This window comes from Parafrankia colletiae, from assembly GCF_001854655.1.
GTDB classification, from domain to species: Bacteria; Actinomycetota; Actinomycetes; order Frankiales; family Frankiaceae; genus Parafrankia; species Parafrankia colletiae.
In genome coordinates this window covers 49656-64355 of the sequence record NZ_MBLM01000114.1, presented here as the reverse complement: position 1 = coordinate 64355, position 14700 = coordinate 49656, and the positions used below count along the sequence as shown (strand labels likewise).

Here is a 14700-nt window from a genome sequence, read left to right as displayed (position 1 = left end):
GCGCAGCAGGCGGTGGCGCCTGGTCAGGCGGTGACGTCGCGGCGGCGGAACAGTACTGCCGTGAGCAGCGCGGACACCCCGCAGAAGGCCAGCACCCGCAGGCCGGCGTCCGCCCACGGGGTGACGTGTCCCGTCCCGCCGACGGCCATGATCTCCATCAGGTGGGCGGGCAGCCAGCCGCCGGCCGGGTCGTAGATCCGTCCGACCAGCATCTCCACCGGCAGGGCGTAGGCGAGCCCGACGGCGATCGCCGCGGCCGGCGAGCGCAGCACCACGGCGGCCAGCGCGCCGACGACGGCGTACCCCAGGGACCCGAGTGACACATTGACCAGGCCCCGGCCGACTGTCGCCATTCCCGCCCAGGTCCGCCACTGATCTGTCGGAACGCCCTTCACCGGTGCCAGCGCGAACGACAGAGACACCGCGACGAACGCTGCCACGGCGACCACCAGTACCACGAAAAGTGCCAGTGCCAGTGCCTTGCCGCCCAGCAGGCGCAGCCGGTGCGGCTGCGCGATCAGCTGGGTCCGCAGCGTCCCGCGGGAGTACTCGCCGGCGAGCGCCGCGGCCGTCACCGACAGGGCGACGACGCCCAGCAGGATCGTGACCGACTCCAGGCCCTCGGCGATTCCCGCCGGCGCGGCGAGCATGGAGACCGTCACCGGGTCACCGTCGAAGTCGGTGCGGCCTGCCGAGAAGATCGTCAGCACTGCCCCCAGTGCGGCCACGGCGGAGACCGCCGCCAGTGTGCCGACGAGAAAGCGCCGGCGCAGCAACGGCACCCATTCGGCCCGGAACGCGTTGATCATGTGGCACCGCCTCGCATGGTCAGGTCGCCGTCGACATCCCCGGTCGCTTTCAGAAACGTCTCCTCCAGGTTCGGCCGATGGGTCCGGATCGACCGGAGGGTGATGCCGGCCCGCATCGCCAGCCGGTTGATGTCCGCCGCCAGCCCTCCGGGGGCGTGCGCCACCACGACCGGGTGCCGTTCGATCAGTGTGGGTACGGAGCGGGCCTCGTCCGTCATCTCGATCTCGATGCGCAGCCCCGCGGAACCGAGAACCCCGGCCAGCCGGACGGCGTCGTCATCGCGTTCGGGCACCATCAGAATGCGCGGGTCCTCTGCCGCCAGCAGGTCGGCGACATGCCCCTGGAAGAGCATCCGACCACTGCGGATCATCACCAGGTGATCGCAGATCTGCTCCACCTCGGACAGCAGATGGYTGGAGACGAAGACGGTCATGCCGGTCCCGGCGAGATCCCGCAGCAGGGTGCGGATCTCCCGGATGCCGGCCGGGTCGAGCCCGTTCGTCGGCTCGTCCAGGATCAGCAGTCTCGGGCGCGGCAGCAGCGCGGCGGCGATGCCGAGCCGCTGCTTCATGCCCAGCGAATACGACCCGAACCGGTCGTCCGCGCGGCTGGTCAGCCCGACCTGGTGCAGAACCTCGTCGATCCGCTCCCACCGGGCGCGCCGGCCCCGCTGGCTGCGGCGCGCGCCGCTGGCGCGGGTGCCCACACCGCGCAACAGCGCGAGCTGCTCCAGGTTGCGCCGCGCGGACAGGCCCGGATGGAACGTGGGCCCCTCGATCATCGCGCCGGTGCGGCCCAGGTACCGGTCGGGCGCGCTCACCGGCTCCCCGAGCACCCGGGCACTGCCCGCACTCGGGCGGACCAGCCCGAGCAGCATGCGCAGCGTCGTCGACTTGCCTGCGCCGTTCGGCCCGACGAACCCGGAGAGCGCCCCCGCGGGGATCAGCAGGTCCAGCTGGTCGACCACGCGTCGCTGCCCGTACTGCTTGGTCAGCCCACGCGTCCACACCGCCGCGTCGGCGGGCGCGGGTGCCGAACCGCCCGGCCGCCGCCGGATTCCGGGCCGGGTACCCGGCCGGCTTCCGGCCCGCGACTGGCGCGGAGCGGTCTGCGGCACCGAGCTCGCGCTGCCCGGCAGGCCACCGGCCAACGGGGTGGCAGGCAGGACGGGCCCGGCGTGGCCGTGGCCCTGGGCGTGGCTGGCGTCTGTCACCGGATCGGTAAGGTCGTGCCGGTTCTGCGCCGGCATCGCGGGGATACCTGACGTCATGGCCTGGCTGTCGCGGTCGTGGGCATCGTCGGAATGGTCTCCTTCGCTTGATGTCTGGCCGCTCACGGGCTCCGGCGGCGCGACGCCGGCGTTCTCCGTCGGAGCTGGCGGAAACCGAGATGGCACAGCTGGTCTCGCCACCCGCTAACCGCAGCAGTCGCCGGAACGGAAAGAAGCCCTGCGCCGGAGAGTGACCGGCGTGGCGCGCACCTCATCGGTAGGCCGGGTTCAGGGGTGCCTTTGTGTGGCCCTCGGATCGTTGAACGAACGCACGGTAGCCGAATGTTCCGGACGGTGTCCTGCCGGGCGAGCCGCAATGCGCAGGGCTGCTCGCGCGGGTGCGCGGTGTTGAACGGACATACCTTGAAAAAATGGGGCGGCCGAGCGGCCCCGATTAAGGGACGTCGCCCCATTTCAGCCAGGTCTGTTCGGGTGGCTTTCCGTGGCTGGCTTTGCCTGCGTAGCCCTGCGCTCTGCGTTAGTGCCAGGCCGGCCGGAGGTTCCGGGCGGCCGCGGGTGTGGCTCACCCGACATCACGGGGCTGTGGTTTTCCGGCGATGCGGTTCGGGTATCTCAGCGCGACCTCGGTATGCCCGGGTCGCGTCCGGCGGCGGGCAGTGGTCGGCGGGGGGCGCCCCATGCTTTGGTTCGTGCTCACCTCACTCGCGGTCGGGCTTCCGGTGGCGGTCGCGGCCCGCGCGCTCCTTCCCGGGCGCCGCCCGCTGACCCTCGGGACAGCCGCTGTCCTGGGCGTCCTCGGCGCTCTCGCCGGTGCGGCGGTCGGACGGGCGCTGCTCGGCGGCGCAGGTCCGACCACGCATCCGCTGCGGCGGGAGCTGGCGGGTCCCCTCCTGGGCGCCGTGCTCGCGATGCTCGCCGGCTGGGGTGTACGGGCGTGGACCTACCGCAGCGGCCCGCGGCCCGCGCGGCCACGCCCGTGGGCCGAACCGTTCCCGGACCTTCCGGTTTCCGTGAGCCGGTCTGCCGACGGCCGGTCTGCCGACGGCCGGTCTGCCGACGGCCGGTCTGCCGACGGCCGGTCTGCCGACGGCCGGCCTGGTGAGGGCTGGTCTGGCGACAGCCGGCCGACTGACGCCCCGACAGGCTCCACCCGGCCACAGCCCTCCGGTTCGCGCTCCGGAGCGCGCGGAGGCCCGGCATAAGCACCTTCGGGGCAGCGGCGCCAGATGGCCGGGTCGTGCGGAGGTGTTTCGGGCATGGTGGCCGCACCACTGTGCCGATTCGGGGTGGAACAGATCGCTGGTGGCGGGCCCGGCCCGGGCAGATTGTCCTCCGGCCGGCCGATGGCGGGGTGTCATTCCACCTGGACGACAATGTCCCGTAGGGACAGTGAGTCTGCTGTGGTCGTGGTGATGTGCGCGGGAGCGCGCCGGAGGGAGACCCGTGGGGGAGTCGGCGGGCCTGCGCAGCGGCATCCGCGTGCTCGTCGCCGTCTCGACGCTCGCGGTCGCGGTGATGCTCGCGCTCGCGATCGTGGCCGCTCTCCGGGCCAGCGACGCGACCGCCGAGCGCGGTGAGCGCCTCGACCCGGCGGCGACGACCACGGCGCTGCTCCTTGCGGACTTCGTCGATCAGGAGAGCGCTGTCCGCGGCTACCTGATCACCGAGCAGCCGAACGTCCTCGGCCCGTACAGCGAATCCGACCGGACCATCCCGCAGCAGATGAACCGCCTGCAACAGCTGCTGGCGGACTTTCCCGGTCTGCTGAGGGACACCGCGGCGGTGGGGACGGCCTACCAGGCCTGGCGCAGCGACGTCGCGGAGCCGGAGGTCACCGCGATGGAGGCCGGCGACGTGCGGGGCGCGCGGGAGATCGAGAAGTCCAGCGGTCGGGTGCGGTTCAACGAGCTGCGCGGCCGGGTCGCGGACCTCGGGATGGCGATCGCCGCCGAACAGACGGCGGCGTCCGGGCGGTTGGAGAGCGCTGCCGTCCTGCTCCTCAGCTCGCTGGCGAGCGCTGCGGTCGTGATCCTCGCTGTGGTCTTCACAGTGATGAACGTGCTGCGCCGCTGGCTGCTGCGGCCGATCGACGCGCTCCGGCGGGCCGTGAACGCGGTGGCCGCCGGGCGCTACGACACCCGGATCCCGGCGGTCGGGCCGTCCGAGATCGTCGAGCTCGGCGGGAACATCGAGGCGATGCGTGCCCAGCTCGTCCAGCTGGTGCGGCAGAACGAGCGATCGTGGGAGGCCCTGGCGCAGGAGGGGCCCGCGGTGATGGCCCTGCGGGACGCGCTCACCCCGTCCGTCCTGCGGGCACCGGGCCTGCTGCTGCGCGGGCGGGTGGACCCGGCGCGCGGCGAGCTCGCCGGCGACTGGTACGACTCCTTCCAGCTGCCCGACGGGCGGGTCGGCATCGTCGTCGGCGACGTCTCCGGCCACGGTGCGGTCGCCGGTGTCTTCGCGTTGCGTCTCAAGCAGCTCCTGGACGCAGCACTCACCCGTGGTGCCGATCCCGGCCAGGCGGTCGAGTGGGTTGTCAGCAGTCTCGGCGAGACGGACGAGATGTTCGCCACCGCCGTCGTGGCGGTGGTGGACCCGACCAACGGCGAGGTCCGCATCGCCAATGCCGGCCATCCCGACGTCCTGCTGCTGCGGCGCACGGGGACGCAACGCGCTCTCGGAACCGGCAGCCACGCTGGAGATCACACCGGAGGCCACGCCGTCCTGACCACCGTGCCGCCGGAGCGGGAAGCGGCTGCGGCGACCATGACCGGCACCGCGGGTGCTGCGGGTGCTGCGGGCACCGCCGCGAGTACGACGGGCCGGGCCGGGACGGGCGCGGCCGTGGACGCCGTCCAGGCCGCCGCCGGGCCGGGGGGCGGCCGGCGCACCGAGGTGACCCTGCTGGCCTCCACCGGGCCGATGATGTCGAGCCTGGTCGCCACCGACGGGGCATGGCGGACCGACACCCTGTGCCTGGAGCCCGGGGACGTCCTGTTCGTCTACACCGACGGCCTGGTGGAGGCCCGCGACGACGAGAACCAGCAGTTCGGCGTCGACCGCCTGGTCGCCGAGCTACTGCGGGACGCGCACCGTGGCCCGACCGAGCTCCTGGACGACGCTTTCGAGGTGGTCCGCCGGCACGCCTCGGGCCGCCCGAGCGACGACCGCACCGCGATCGTCATCGCCCGCACGAGTCGCTGAGTCAAAGCAGCACGAATCGGGCAACTGGCACTGTCGGCGAAGCGATGGTGCGGCCGATGCGTCACGGAATCTTCGTCGGGTACATGTCCACCATGACTGACGAGTCCGGTTCCGCGCTCAAGGGCGCGACCGCCCCCGAGCAGGGCGGTACCAGCGTGCGGGACGAGCCTTCCGGCACGCGGCGCTTCCGCGCCCCGCGGTCCCGCTTCAGCCTGGTCCGCCTGATCGCCTATGTCGTGCTGGCCGTTCTCGTGCTGTCGGGCCTCGCCCTCATCACCGGATGGCGGCCCTCGATCCCCAACCCGTTCGAGGAGCGGACCATCGACCGCAGCTCACCCGCCGTGCTGCGGTCACTGGAGGATCTCAGCGAGTACCACGCGGGCAGCGCCCACATGGAGGTCGTCGTGGACCTCGAGGACGACAGTCGCTGGATCCCCTCCGCGCTGCGCGGCGAACGCACCCTGTTCGTCGGTGTCGGCAGCATCGACGCCGTCGTGGACTTCGGCGCGCTCGGCGACAACGCCGTGAGCGTCTCGGAGGACCGGCGCTCGGTGACGATCACGCTGCCCGCGCCGACCCTGTCGGACCCGAACCTCGACCTGGACAGGAGCTACGTGGTGGCCCGCCAGCGCGGTGCCCTGGACCGGATCGGTGGCCTCTTCGGGGGGCAGGGGAACGACTCCGAGCTCTACCGGACGGCCGCCGGCAAGATCGCCGAGGCGGCCCAGGTCGACGGGCAGGTGCTCGAACTCGCCAGGACGAACACGACAGCCATGCTGCGCGGGCTTCTCGGTGCACTCGGCTTCACCGACGTCACGGTCAACTACGCGCCGGACCCGCGCTGAGTACCCGGACCACCCGGACTGCCCCGACTGCGTCTCGTGGTGGTCACCGGAGCGGATGCGCGCTGACGGCCCGCGTCGAGCGGTGACCGCCGGAGCAGACCGGTGACCGCAGCGTCGCCGTCGCACCGGCACTTCCGGGGCAACGGCCGAAGACCCCGCCAGGAACGACCTCCTGGCGGGGTCTTCGCGTATCCACGCAGGTCACGGCGCTTGTCCGGGCCCGGTGCCGAGGTTTCGCCCGACCGAGGTCCCGCCCCGCGGAGCCGGCGGCGTGGYGTTTCTCACCGCGGGGTGAGGTTTGCCGGACGTCCACGCCGTAACGCGGATGACCCTGGYGTCCCCGCGGCCGCGTGTCGCCTGGCCGGGGCGGTTGCAGGCCGTGTCTGCGATCGCGAAGCGGCGTCAGGTCGGAGCATGGTTCAGCGTGAGGTAGGCATGCATCTTGCTTAGTCCTCTTGCCTTCATAAGGTTGAGTCTTCTAGACTCATGAACTGTTCGGGCGGGCCGGTAGGGCCGAGACAACGAGAGGCTTCACAGCGAAGGCACCGCCCAGAGGGGAGTCACACGACAATGAGCACCTACCTGTGGGACCCGTTCGCCGCGTTCGAGCGCATGGACCGCGAGTTCAACGAGATCGTCCGGCGCTCGTGGGGCTCGCGGGAACGCTCGGTGCGTCCGCTGCGCGCCACGCCCCGGCCGCAGAACGTCGTGCCGTCCGCCGATGTCCTGGTGGCGGGTGACGACGTCCTGATCAACCTGGAGCTGCCGGGGGTCGACGTCGAGAAGGACGTCACGGTGGAGATCGACCGCGGCGCTCTCGTCGTCCGCGGCGAGCGCGCGTCAGCGCACGAGGAGACGGTGAACGGGCGCGTCCACCGGGAGCGGTGGCACGGATCGTTCCGTCGTGAGTTCGCGCTGCCGGAGAACGTCGACGCGACAGCAATCAGTGCCCGCTATGACCGCGGTGTGCTGACCGTGCGGCTGGCCGGTGCGGCCGCGGCGCCGCGCAACACCCGGATCCCCGTCAACGGAGCGGCCGCGGCCACGGCGCTGCCGGCGACAGCGGACGAGCCGGCGACCGACGCCGCCCCCGCGCCCCAGATCGGGGCTTCGCGGCACGGCGCAGAGCCCACCGGCAGCGGGGAGCACGCCGCCTCCTGACCCGGCGGGCCGGGCGCGGCCCGGTGACCCGCACCCGCGGGTCCGGCGACAGCACCCGCGGGTGGGGTCCCGCCCAGGCACCGCCGGTGCCTGGGCGGGACCCCACCGCCCGCCGGCCTGGTCACCAGCCCGGCAAAGGCCCGTCAGGCGCCGGCGCCGCGGCGGGTGCCGCTTCCTGCGCGGGAGGAACCACCTCGGGACCCGGCACCACGGGCCGACGGCGGTGGCACCATCGGCCCGATATCGCCGTCGGGTGCCTCGTCCAGATCGACCACGACCGGGGCGTGGTCGCTCGTACCGGTGCCCTTGCGGGCCGCCCGGTCAACCCAGACGGCACGCGCGCGGGTCGCGACATCGGCCGTGGCCAGGGCCAGATCGATCCGCATCCCGTAGTTCTTGGGGAAGCAGAGCTGGCGGTAGTCCCAGTAGGTGTAGACCGTCTCCGCCGGCCACCGCGCGCGCATCAGGTCGACCAGACCCACGTCGTGCAGCGCGCCGAGGGCGGCACGCTCCGGCTCGGTCACGTGCGTCGCGCCGTCGAAGGCGGCGATGTCCCACACGTCGGCGTCGGTCGGGGCGATGTTGAAATCGCCGAGTGTCATCACCGGGCCCGCCGGCGCCAGTGCGTGCACCACCTCACGCAACGCGGCCAGCCATGCCAGCTTGTAGGTGTAATGCGGGTCGTCGACGGTGCGGCCGTTGGGCACGTACAGCGACCAGACCCGGATGCCCCCGCAGGTCGCCGCGATCGCCCGCGGCTCGGGCTCCGGGAAGCCCGGATCACCGGGCAGCCCACGCTGTACATCCTCCAGCCCGGCGCGGGACAGGATCGCCACGCCGTTCCACCGACCGTCGCCGTGATGGGCGACCCGATAGCCGCGGCGGAACAGGTCCTCGTCGAAGAGCTCCAGGAACGCGTCGTCCGACAGCTTGGTCTCCTGCAGACAGAGCACGTCAGGACTCGCCCGGTCGAGCCATTCGATCAGGCGGGCCTGCCGGGCCTTGGCCGAGTTGATGTTCCAGGTCGCGATCCGCACACCGTCAGACGGTAGTCCTCACCTACGACGAATCCCCGCACGGACCGGTGCGTGACATCCTCGGAGGCATGAGGCGGATGTCCGCTCCCCCGGGGAGCAAGCTGATCGGCAGACCGAGATTCGCCGTCGCCATGGCGTTCGCGGCAGGCGCAGCCGGTCTCACCGGCTGCGACCAGGTCTCCGAGGAGACCCGCGCCGCCGGGGGGACCGTCCTGTGCTCGCAGATCAGGGTCGAGCCGAGTGAGATCCAGCAGAATCCCGCCTCGGCCCGCCTGGTGGCGCTGCTCGTCCGGGATCTCGCTCCCGAGCAGAACATCCGGGATCTCGCCGGCCGGGTCGCCGAGGACCCGACGGCGCTCAGCCCGCGTGCGCAGCTCGCCGACTGGGTGGCCGACCGCTGCGGGGGTGCGGTTGGCAGCGGTGGTGCCGGCAGCGGCGGTGGTGCCGGCGATGGCGGTGCTGGCGATGGCGGCGGTGCCGGCGGCGAGGACCAGGGGGCGGGTGACGACGACGGCGGGCAGGGCGACGACTGAGGCCCCGGCCGGAGCCGGGCGTCCGTATGTGCTGCTGAGCTGTGCGATGTCGCTCGACGGGCGCATCGACGACTGCTCGCCGGACCGCCTCGTCCTGTCCAGCCCGGCGGATCTCGACCGCGTGGACGAGGTCCGCGCCGGCTGCGACGCGATCCTGGTCGGCGCACGGACCGTCCGGCGGGACAACCCCGGCCTGGCCGTCCGCTCGGCGGACCGGCGCGCCGCGCGGCTGGCAGCCGGGCGCCCGCCGACACCGCTGCGCGCCGTCCTGACCGGGCAGGGAGCTCTCGATCCGGCGGCGCGCTTCTTTCTGGACGGCGCGGAACGGATCGTCTACCGCGCCCGCCCGGCGCAGGTGCCGGCGCTACCAGCGCCACCAGTACCTGGTGCCGCTGCCACGCTGGTCGACCTCGTCGACCCGGTCGTGGAGAGCCTCCTGCGGGACCTTCACGGCCGGGGCGTGCGGCGGCTGCTCGTGGAAGGCGGCACGACCCTCCACACGGCGTTCCTCACCGCCGGCCTGGTCGACGAACTGCACCTGGTGGTGGCACCGTTCTTCGTCGGTGACGCGGCAGCACCCACATTCGTGGGGCCCGGTTCCTTTCCTTTCGACGCGGCCCACCGGCTGCGTCTCGCCGAGGTCCGTCAGCTCGGCGACGTGGTTCTCCTGCGTTATCGGATGTCGTGATCGTCGCCGCGGCGGCGTGACCGCCGCGGCGCGCTGCGGTGACGGTCGCCGAACGGCAGGACATCCACCCGTTTTGTCGCCCTCCGGGCGGGCAGGCGCTGTATGGGCATTGTGCCCGGTACAGCCTTGCCGAGGAGGGAACGTGTCCGTTAACAGCGTGGCCCGGGCGGGTCACACGGCCGCGTCCGCGGGCGAGTCCGCAGCCCACCGAACCCGGAACAGCCGTGCGGTCGACATCACCGCGCGGCTCGGTTTCGCCGCCCGCGGGCTCGTCTACGTGCTGATCGGTGTCATTGCCGTTCAGATCGCCGTCGGCAGCTCGGGCGAGCAGGCGAACCGGCCGGGGGCGCTGCGCGAGATCGCGGACAAGCCGTTCGGCACAGCGCTTCTGGTCCTGGTCGCCGTCGGCTTCGCCGGCTATGCGCTGTGGCGGCTGCTGGAGGGAGCGGTCGGGCACCATGACGAAAGCGACGAGAAGAAGCGCACGGCGAAGCGGGTGGTGTCGTTTCTGCGGGGCGTGATCTATCTGGCCATCACCGGCAGCACCGTTGCCTTCCTCGCCTCGGGCGGTTCTGATTCCGGCGCGGGTGGCTCCGGCGAGCCCGCTCCCTACACCGCGCGGGTGATGGACCACACCGGCGGGCGTTGGCTGGTGGGCGCCGTCGGTCTGGTTGTCGTCGGCGTCGGCATCGGCATGTTGGTGAAGGGCGTGACGACGAAGTTCGAGGAGAAGCTGAAGCGCGGCGAGATGAGCCAGACGGTGCTCCGCGTCGCCCGTGTGATCGGCCGGGTGGGATACGTCGCTCGCGGGATCGTCTTCGGGCTCGCCGGCGTCTTCGTGGTCAAGGCGGCGATCGACTTCGATCCCAACGAGGCCAAGGGCTTCGACGGCACGCTGCGGACCATCGCCGACCAGACCTACGGCCAGGTGCTGCTGGTGTGCGCCGCCGTCGGCCTCGTCCTGTTCGGCGCCTACTCCTTCGTCGAGGCCCGCTACCGGCGCCTCTGACGCGACCGCGGGTCCCGGCCTCCGGTCCCGACGGCCCTCGCGGTGGCCCTTTCACCGGTCGCCTTCCGGACAAGTCCCGGTTCGGTGGAGAATCCCTGTGATCGGGTAGGCGGAAGCAGACACAGCGGGCAGGCCAGAGGAGTTGCAGGTGGACCGGACCACGCTGAGCGTGATCACCCCGGCGGGTCAGACGACGCTGACGGGCGACGCGCCGTGCGTGGTCGGCCGCGGCCGAACGTCGGACATCGTCGTCAACGACGGTCGGGTCTCCCGCAGCCACCTGGTGCTGGAGCCGGTCGCCGGCGGCTGGCAGGTGCGGGACACCAGCGCCAACGGCCTGTGGCAGGAAGGCCGCCGGATGGGCGACACCACCCCCATCTCGGCGGAGCTGCGGTTCCGGCTCGGAGCGGCGGACGGTCCCGAGGTGGTCCTCACCCCCGCGGTGACGGTCAGCCCCGGCGCCGCCCCGCCGGCCCAGCCCGGCCCACCGCCGGCCGCCGCGTGGCCGGGCGGTGCCCCCGCCCCGGCCCAGGCGCCACCGCCCGGTCAGCCAGGACAGTTCGGTCAGCCAGGACAGGCGTGGCAGCAAGGTCCGGCCGGTCCCGCGGGTCCGGTACCGTCCGCGGGCCCGGCGCCCTACCCCGGCGCGGTTCCGGCCGCGGGTGGCGGTCGGGGGCAGGCGGTGGCAGCAGGGCGGGTCCCGCCGGCAGCGCCCGCCGCTCCGGTCGGCCCGCCGGCCCCGGTGCCGGGGCAGGTGCCGCCCGGGCCCGGGCCAGGCGGGAGCCCGTCCGGCACCGCGGGGGGCGGGCCTCGCGCAGGCTCACTGCCGATCGAGCCCCAGACCGCGCAGAGCGCGATCGTGCACGCCCGGCGCCGGGTGTACCCGCTGCGGGCCGGCACGATCCGGCTCGGGCGGTCCCGCGGCAACGACGTTCCCGTCGCCGACCTGCTTGCCTCCCGGCACCACGCCGAGCTGCTGATCAGCCAGGCCGGTGTCGAGATCGTCGACCTCGGCTCGGCCAACGGAACCTTCCTCAACGGCCAGCGGATCGGGCGCGCCCCGGTCGGCCAGCGTGACGTCATCGCCATCGGCCATCACCTCTACCAGCTCGAGGGCGACTCGCTGGTCGAGTACCTCGACTCCGGGGACGTCGCGTTCGAGGTGCAGGGCGTCTCCGTCTTCGCCGGCCCCAAGCAGCTCATGCACGACATGACCTTCCGGCTGCCCGGCCGGTCGCTGCTGGGGGTGGTCGGCCCCAGCGGCGCCGGCAAGTCGACCCTGCTCAACGCGCTGACCGGCTTCCGCCCCGCGGATGTCGGCTCGGTCCGCTACGCCGGTCGTGACCTTTACGCCGAGTACGACGAGCTGCGCCGCCGCATCGGGTACGTCCCGCAGGCCGACCCGCTGCATGCCCAGCTCACGGTGCGGGAGGCGCTGGAGTACGGGGCGGAGCTGCGCTTCCCGGCGGACACCACCGCCCCCGAGCGGCGGGCCCGGGTCGAGGAGGTCATCGGCGAGCTCGGGCTGACCGCCCATGCGGACACGGCCGTGAGCCGGCTCTCCGGCGGGCAGAAGAAGCGGACGTCGGTGGCCCTGGAGCTGCTGACCCGCCCATCCCTGTTGTTCCTCGACGAGCCCACCTCCGGCCTCGACCCGGCGAACGACCAGTCGGTGATGGAGACGCTGAAGGGGCTGGCGAAGGGAGGCGGCGCCGGGTCGGCGGACGAGGGCGGCCGCACGGTCATCGTCGTCACGCACAGCGTGCTGTTCCTCGACCTCTGCGACTACATCCTGGTGCTCGCCCCCGGCGGGCACGTCGCGTACTTCGGCCCGGCGGACAGCGCACTGCGCTTCTTCGGCAAGGAGGACTTCCGCGAGTTCGCCGCGGTGTTCCGCGACCTGGAGCGCATCCCCGGCGCCGAACTCGCCGCCCGGTTCCGCGCCTCCGAGTACTACGTGCCCTCGGCCATCGTCGCGCCGGTCGTGCGCAAGGCACCCGCCGAGCTGCCCAGCGTGCGCCAGCAGCCGGTCAGCTCCCAGCTCGCGACGCTGACCCGAAGATACCTACGGGTCGTCCTGGCCGACCGCTCCTATCTGCGTCTCATCGCCGCGTTCCCGTTCCTGCTCGGCATCATCCCACGGGTGATCCCCGCACCGGACGGGCTCGACGCGCTGCCGGACGCACCCAATCCGGACGCGATGAAGGTGCTCGTGGTCCTGGTGCTGTGCGCCTGCTTCATGGGCATGGCGAACTCGGTCCGCGAGATCGTCAAGGAGCGGGACATCTACCGCCGAGAACGGACGATCGGCCTGTCTCGCGCCGCCTACCTCGGCTCGAAGATCATTGTGCTGACTGCCATCACCACGGTTCAGTGTGTGGTCTTCACCCTGATCGGGCTGGTCGGGCGGGAACCCGCCGAGGCCTCGGTACTCGGGACGCCGCTGTTGGAGTGTCTGGTCGCGGTGATCGTGGCGGCCCTGGCCTCCATGATGATCGGCCTGCTGGTCTCGACGCTCGTCGACAACGCCGACAAGACGATGCCCGTCCTGGTGCTCGTGACGATGGCGCAGCTCGTGCTTTCCAGCGGGCTGGTCTCCGTCGTCGGGCGACCGGTGATGGAGCAGATCTCGTGGATCGCGCCGGCCCGCTGGGGCTTCGCTGCGTTGGGATCCACCGCCGACCTGAACGAGGTCTCCAAACTGGGCAACGAGGTTCTGCGGACGGACCCGGCGGACGGCCTGTGGGAGCACAGCGCGGGGATCTGGATCCTCGACGTGTTCATCGGTCTGCTCCTCGCCGGCGCCGCGCTGGCACTCACCTCCGCGATGCTGCGCCGCATCGACCCGAAGGTGACCAGGTCGGCCGGGCCGCCCGCCCGGCGGTGACGGTGAGCGCCGGGTAGCCGCGCGAGCGGGGTCGCCGGCGCGGCGGTCAGGGCGTGGGCCGCGCCGGGCCGCCGAGGCCCTGGCCGCGCAGGAGCTCGGCGGCCTCCTCGCACCAGAACGCGAGCCCACAGAGCTGGTAGGTCCAGAACCCCTGGGTGAGGGCCGGCCGGTTCTTCTCGAACACGACGTGCCCGGCGACCTGCAGCGCCCAGCTCATCGCGAACAGCGGCAGACCGGCCCTCGGCCGGGCGACGAGAAGCGGCAGGGATAAGACCACGCCGGGAATACCGAACAGGTGGGTCGCCCGGATACCCCTGGTGGTGTGCTGGGAGCGGTAGAAAGCCATCTTCTCCGCGAAGGGCGCCGAGGCCAGGGGAGGTGTTGGTGCCGGCTGGGCCGCTGCCGCCCGGCCAGGATTCGGGCCCGCGCCTGTGTCGACAATCGCCATCCGTGGCTCCTCCGTGGTCCCGCGGACCCGTCGCGGACGGCGGATCCGTCCCGGACATCATGTGCCTGCCCGCGCCAGGACTCCAGCCGTGAGGTCCTGACTCAGCCGCGGGCCAGCGGGGCCGCTGGCGGCGACCGGTGACTGCTCTGCCTGTCGGCTGCACCCGGCGCACCCGGCGCACCCGGCGACGATGTCGCGGTCGGTGTGGCCGGCAGGGCGGGTGCGGCCGGCGCTGCCGGCAGGGCGGGCGTGGTCGGGTCCGCGGCTGGGGTGCCCGGCGGGGTGACGAGCGCGCGGAGCATGTCGAGCATCCGGCGTCGCAGGTCGCCGGCTGGTGGCGCCAGCCCCAGCAGGTCGGCCAGCCAGATTCCGTCGGCGGCCATCCGAACGACAGAGGCCGCGACCGGGTCGACCCGGTCCTGGACGAGCCGTTCCTGCCACGTCTCGTACCGCTCCCGTAATCGCTGCAGCTGCCCGGGTTCGGCGATCAGCGCAGCCAGGAAACCGACCTCCGCGGTCGCCTCTCCGGGTGCGGTGGCGCCCTCGGCGCCGACCTCGAGGTAGGCGCGCGCCCGGCTGCCGGGTCGGCCGTCGGCCGTGGCGCGGCCGGTGACCGCGGCGTCGAAGCCGTCGTTCCACCGGTCGTGGAGCGCATCGATGAGCGCGGCCCGGGTGGGGAAGTGGTGCAGCAGCCCGCCCTTGGAGACCGTGGCCTCGCGGGCCACGGCGTCCAGGCTCAACGGCTGGTCGCCGTGACGGGCGAGCACCCGCCAGGCCGCGTCGAGCAGCCGCTGTCGGGTCGCGGCCGGGTCCGAGACTGGCACGACGGCCATTGTGCCCCACCTAC

13 protein-coding genes are annotated in these 14700 nt (G+C 72.7%); 7 read left to right on the top strand and 6 right to left on the bottom strand.

The features are described from left to right. Positions 1-23: 23 nt before the first annotated feature. The 3 genes from CC117_RS15080 to CC117_RS38150 all read right to left on the bottom strand — a co-directional run bounded on the left by CC117_RS15080 (position 24) and on the right by CC117_RS38150 (position 2901). Complete coding sequence (locus CC117_RS15080; RefSeq protein WP_071084595.1) at positions 24-809, bottom strand: ABC transporter permease subunit; 786 nt, start codon at positions 807-809, stop codon at positions 24-26. Next, positions 806-2059, bottom strand: a complete 1254-nt coding sequence (locus CC117_RS15075; RefSeq protein WP_084132154.1) for an ABC transporter ATP-binding protein — start codon at positions 2057-2059, stop codon at positions 806-808. Before CC117_RS15075 ends, CC117_RS15080 begins: the two co-directional genes overlap by 4 nt. Positions 2060-2739: 680 nt before the next feature. Beyond that, positions 2740-2901 carry a hypothetical protein gene (locus CC117_RS38150; protein WP_198541865.1) on the bottom strand — a complete coding sequence of 54 codons (162 nt, stop codon included), beginning with the start codon at positions 2899-2901 and terminating at the stop codon, positions 2740-2742. 583 nt (positions 2902-3484) lie between these two features. On the opposite strand from CC117_RS38150, the gene CC117_RS15065 reads away from it, so the two are divergent. From CC117_RS15065 to CC117_RS15055, 3 genes are all read left to right on the top strand, one after another. Further along, positions 3485-5245 carry a PP2C family protein-serine/threonine phosphatase gene (locus CC117_RS15065; RefSeq protein ID WP_071084591.1) on the top strand — a complete coding sequence of 587 codons (1761 nt, stop codon included), beginning with the start codon at positions 3485-3487 and terminating at the stop codon, positions 5243-5245. A gap of 92 nt (positions 5246-5337) precedes the next feature. Then, positions 5338-6090, top strand: coding sequence for a DUF4230 domain-containing protein (locus tag CC117_RS15060; RefSeq protein WP_084132163.1), 753 nt, complete (start codon positions 5338-5340; stop codon positions 6088-6090). Between the two features lie 570 nt (positions 6091-6660). Then, entirely contained in the window at positions 6661-7251 is a 591-nt protein-coding gene (locus CC117_RS15055) for an Hsp20/alpha crystallin family protein (RefSeq protein WP_071084589.1), read from the top strand. A gap of 143 nt (positions 7252-7394) precedes the next feature. Here the strand turns inward: CC117_RS15055 and CC117_RS15050 are convergent, their stop codons facing one another. Beyond that, positions 7395-8288 (bottom strand): exodeoxyribonuclease III, encoded by an 894-nt coding sequence (locus tag CC117_RS15050; RefSeq protein WP_071084588.1) that lies wholly within the window; start codon positions 8286-8288, stop codon positions 7395-7397. 77 nt (positions 8289-8365) lie between these two features. Here CC117_RS15050 and CC117_RS15045 point away from each other — a divergent pair, with 77 nt between their 5' ends. The 4 genes from CC117_RS15045 (at position 8366) to CC117_RS15030 (ending at position 13405) form a co-directional block, all read left to right on the top strand. Beyond that, entirely contained in the window at positions 8366-8821 is a 456-nt protein-coding gene (locus CC117_RS15045) for a hypothetical protein (RefSeq protein ID WP_241830119.1), read from the top strand. Further along, complete coding sequence (locus tag CC117_RS15040) at positions 8790-9509, top strand: RibD family protein (protein WP_084132151.1); 720 nt, start codon at positions 8790-8792, stop codon at positions 9507-9509. Before CC117_RS15045 ends, CC117_RS15040 begins: the two co-directional genes overlap by 32 nt. A 142-nt stretch (positions 9510-9651) precedes the next feature. Continuing rightward, on the top strand, positions 9652-10518 hold the full coding sequence (locus tag CC117_RS15035; RefSeq protein WP_071084587.1) for a DUF1206 domain-containing protein: 867 nt from the start codon (positions 9652-9654) through the stop codon (positions 10516-10518). Between the two features lie 148 nt (positions 10519-10666). Next, positions 10667-13405 (top strand): ATP-binding cassette domain-containing protein, encoded by a 2739-nt coding sequence (locus CC117_RS15030; RefSeq protein ID WP_071084585.1) that lies wholly within the window; start codon positions 10667-10669, stop codon positions 13403-13405. Positions 13406-13451: 46 nt separating this feature from the next. On the opposite strand, the gene CC117_RS15025 is transcribed toward CC117_RS15030, so the two are convergent. Next, positions 13452-13853: a DUF962 domain-containing protein gene (locus CC117_RS15025; RefSeq protein ID WP_241830118.1), complete on the bottom strand. Its 402-nt coding sequence runs from the start codon at positions 13851-13853 to the stop codon at positions 13452-13454. Between the two features lie 101 nt (positions 13854-13954). Further along, positions 13955-14686 (bottom strand): TetR/AcrR family transcriptional regulator, encoded by a 732-nt coding sequence (locus CC117_RS15020; protein WP_071084583.1) that lies wholly within the window; start codon positions 14684-14686, stop codon positions 13955-13957. Positions 14687-14700: the final 14 nt, after the last annotated feature.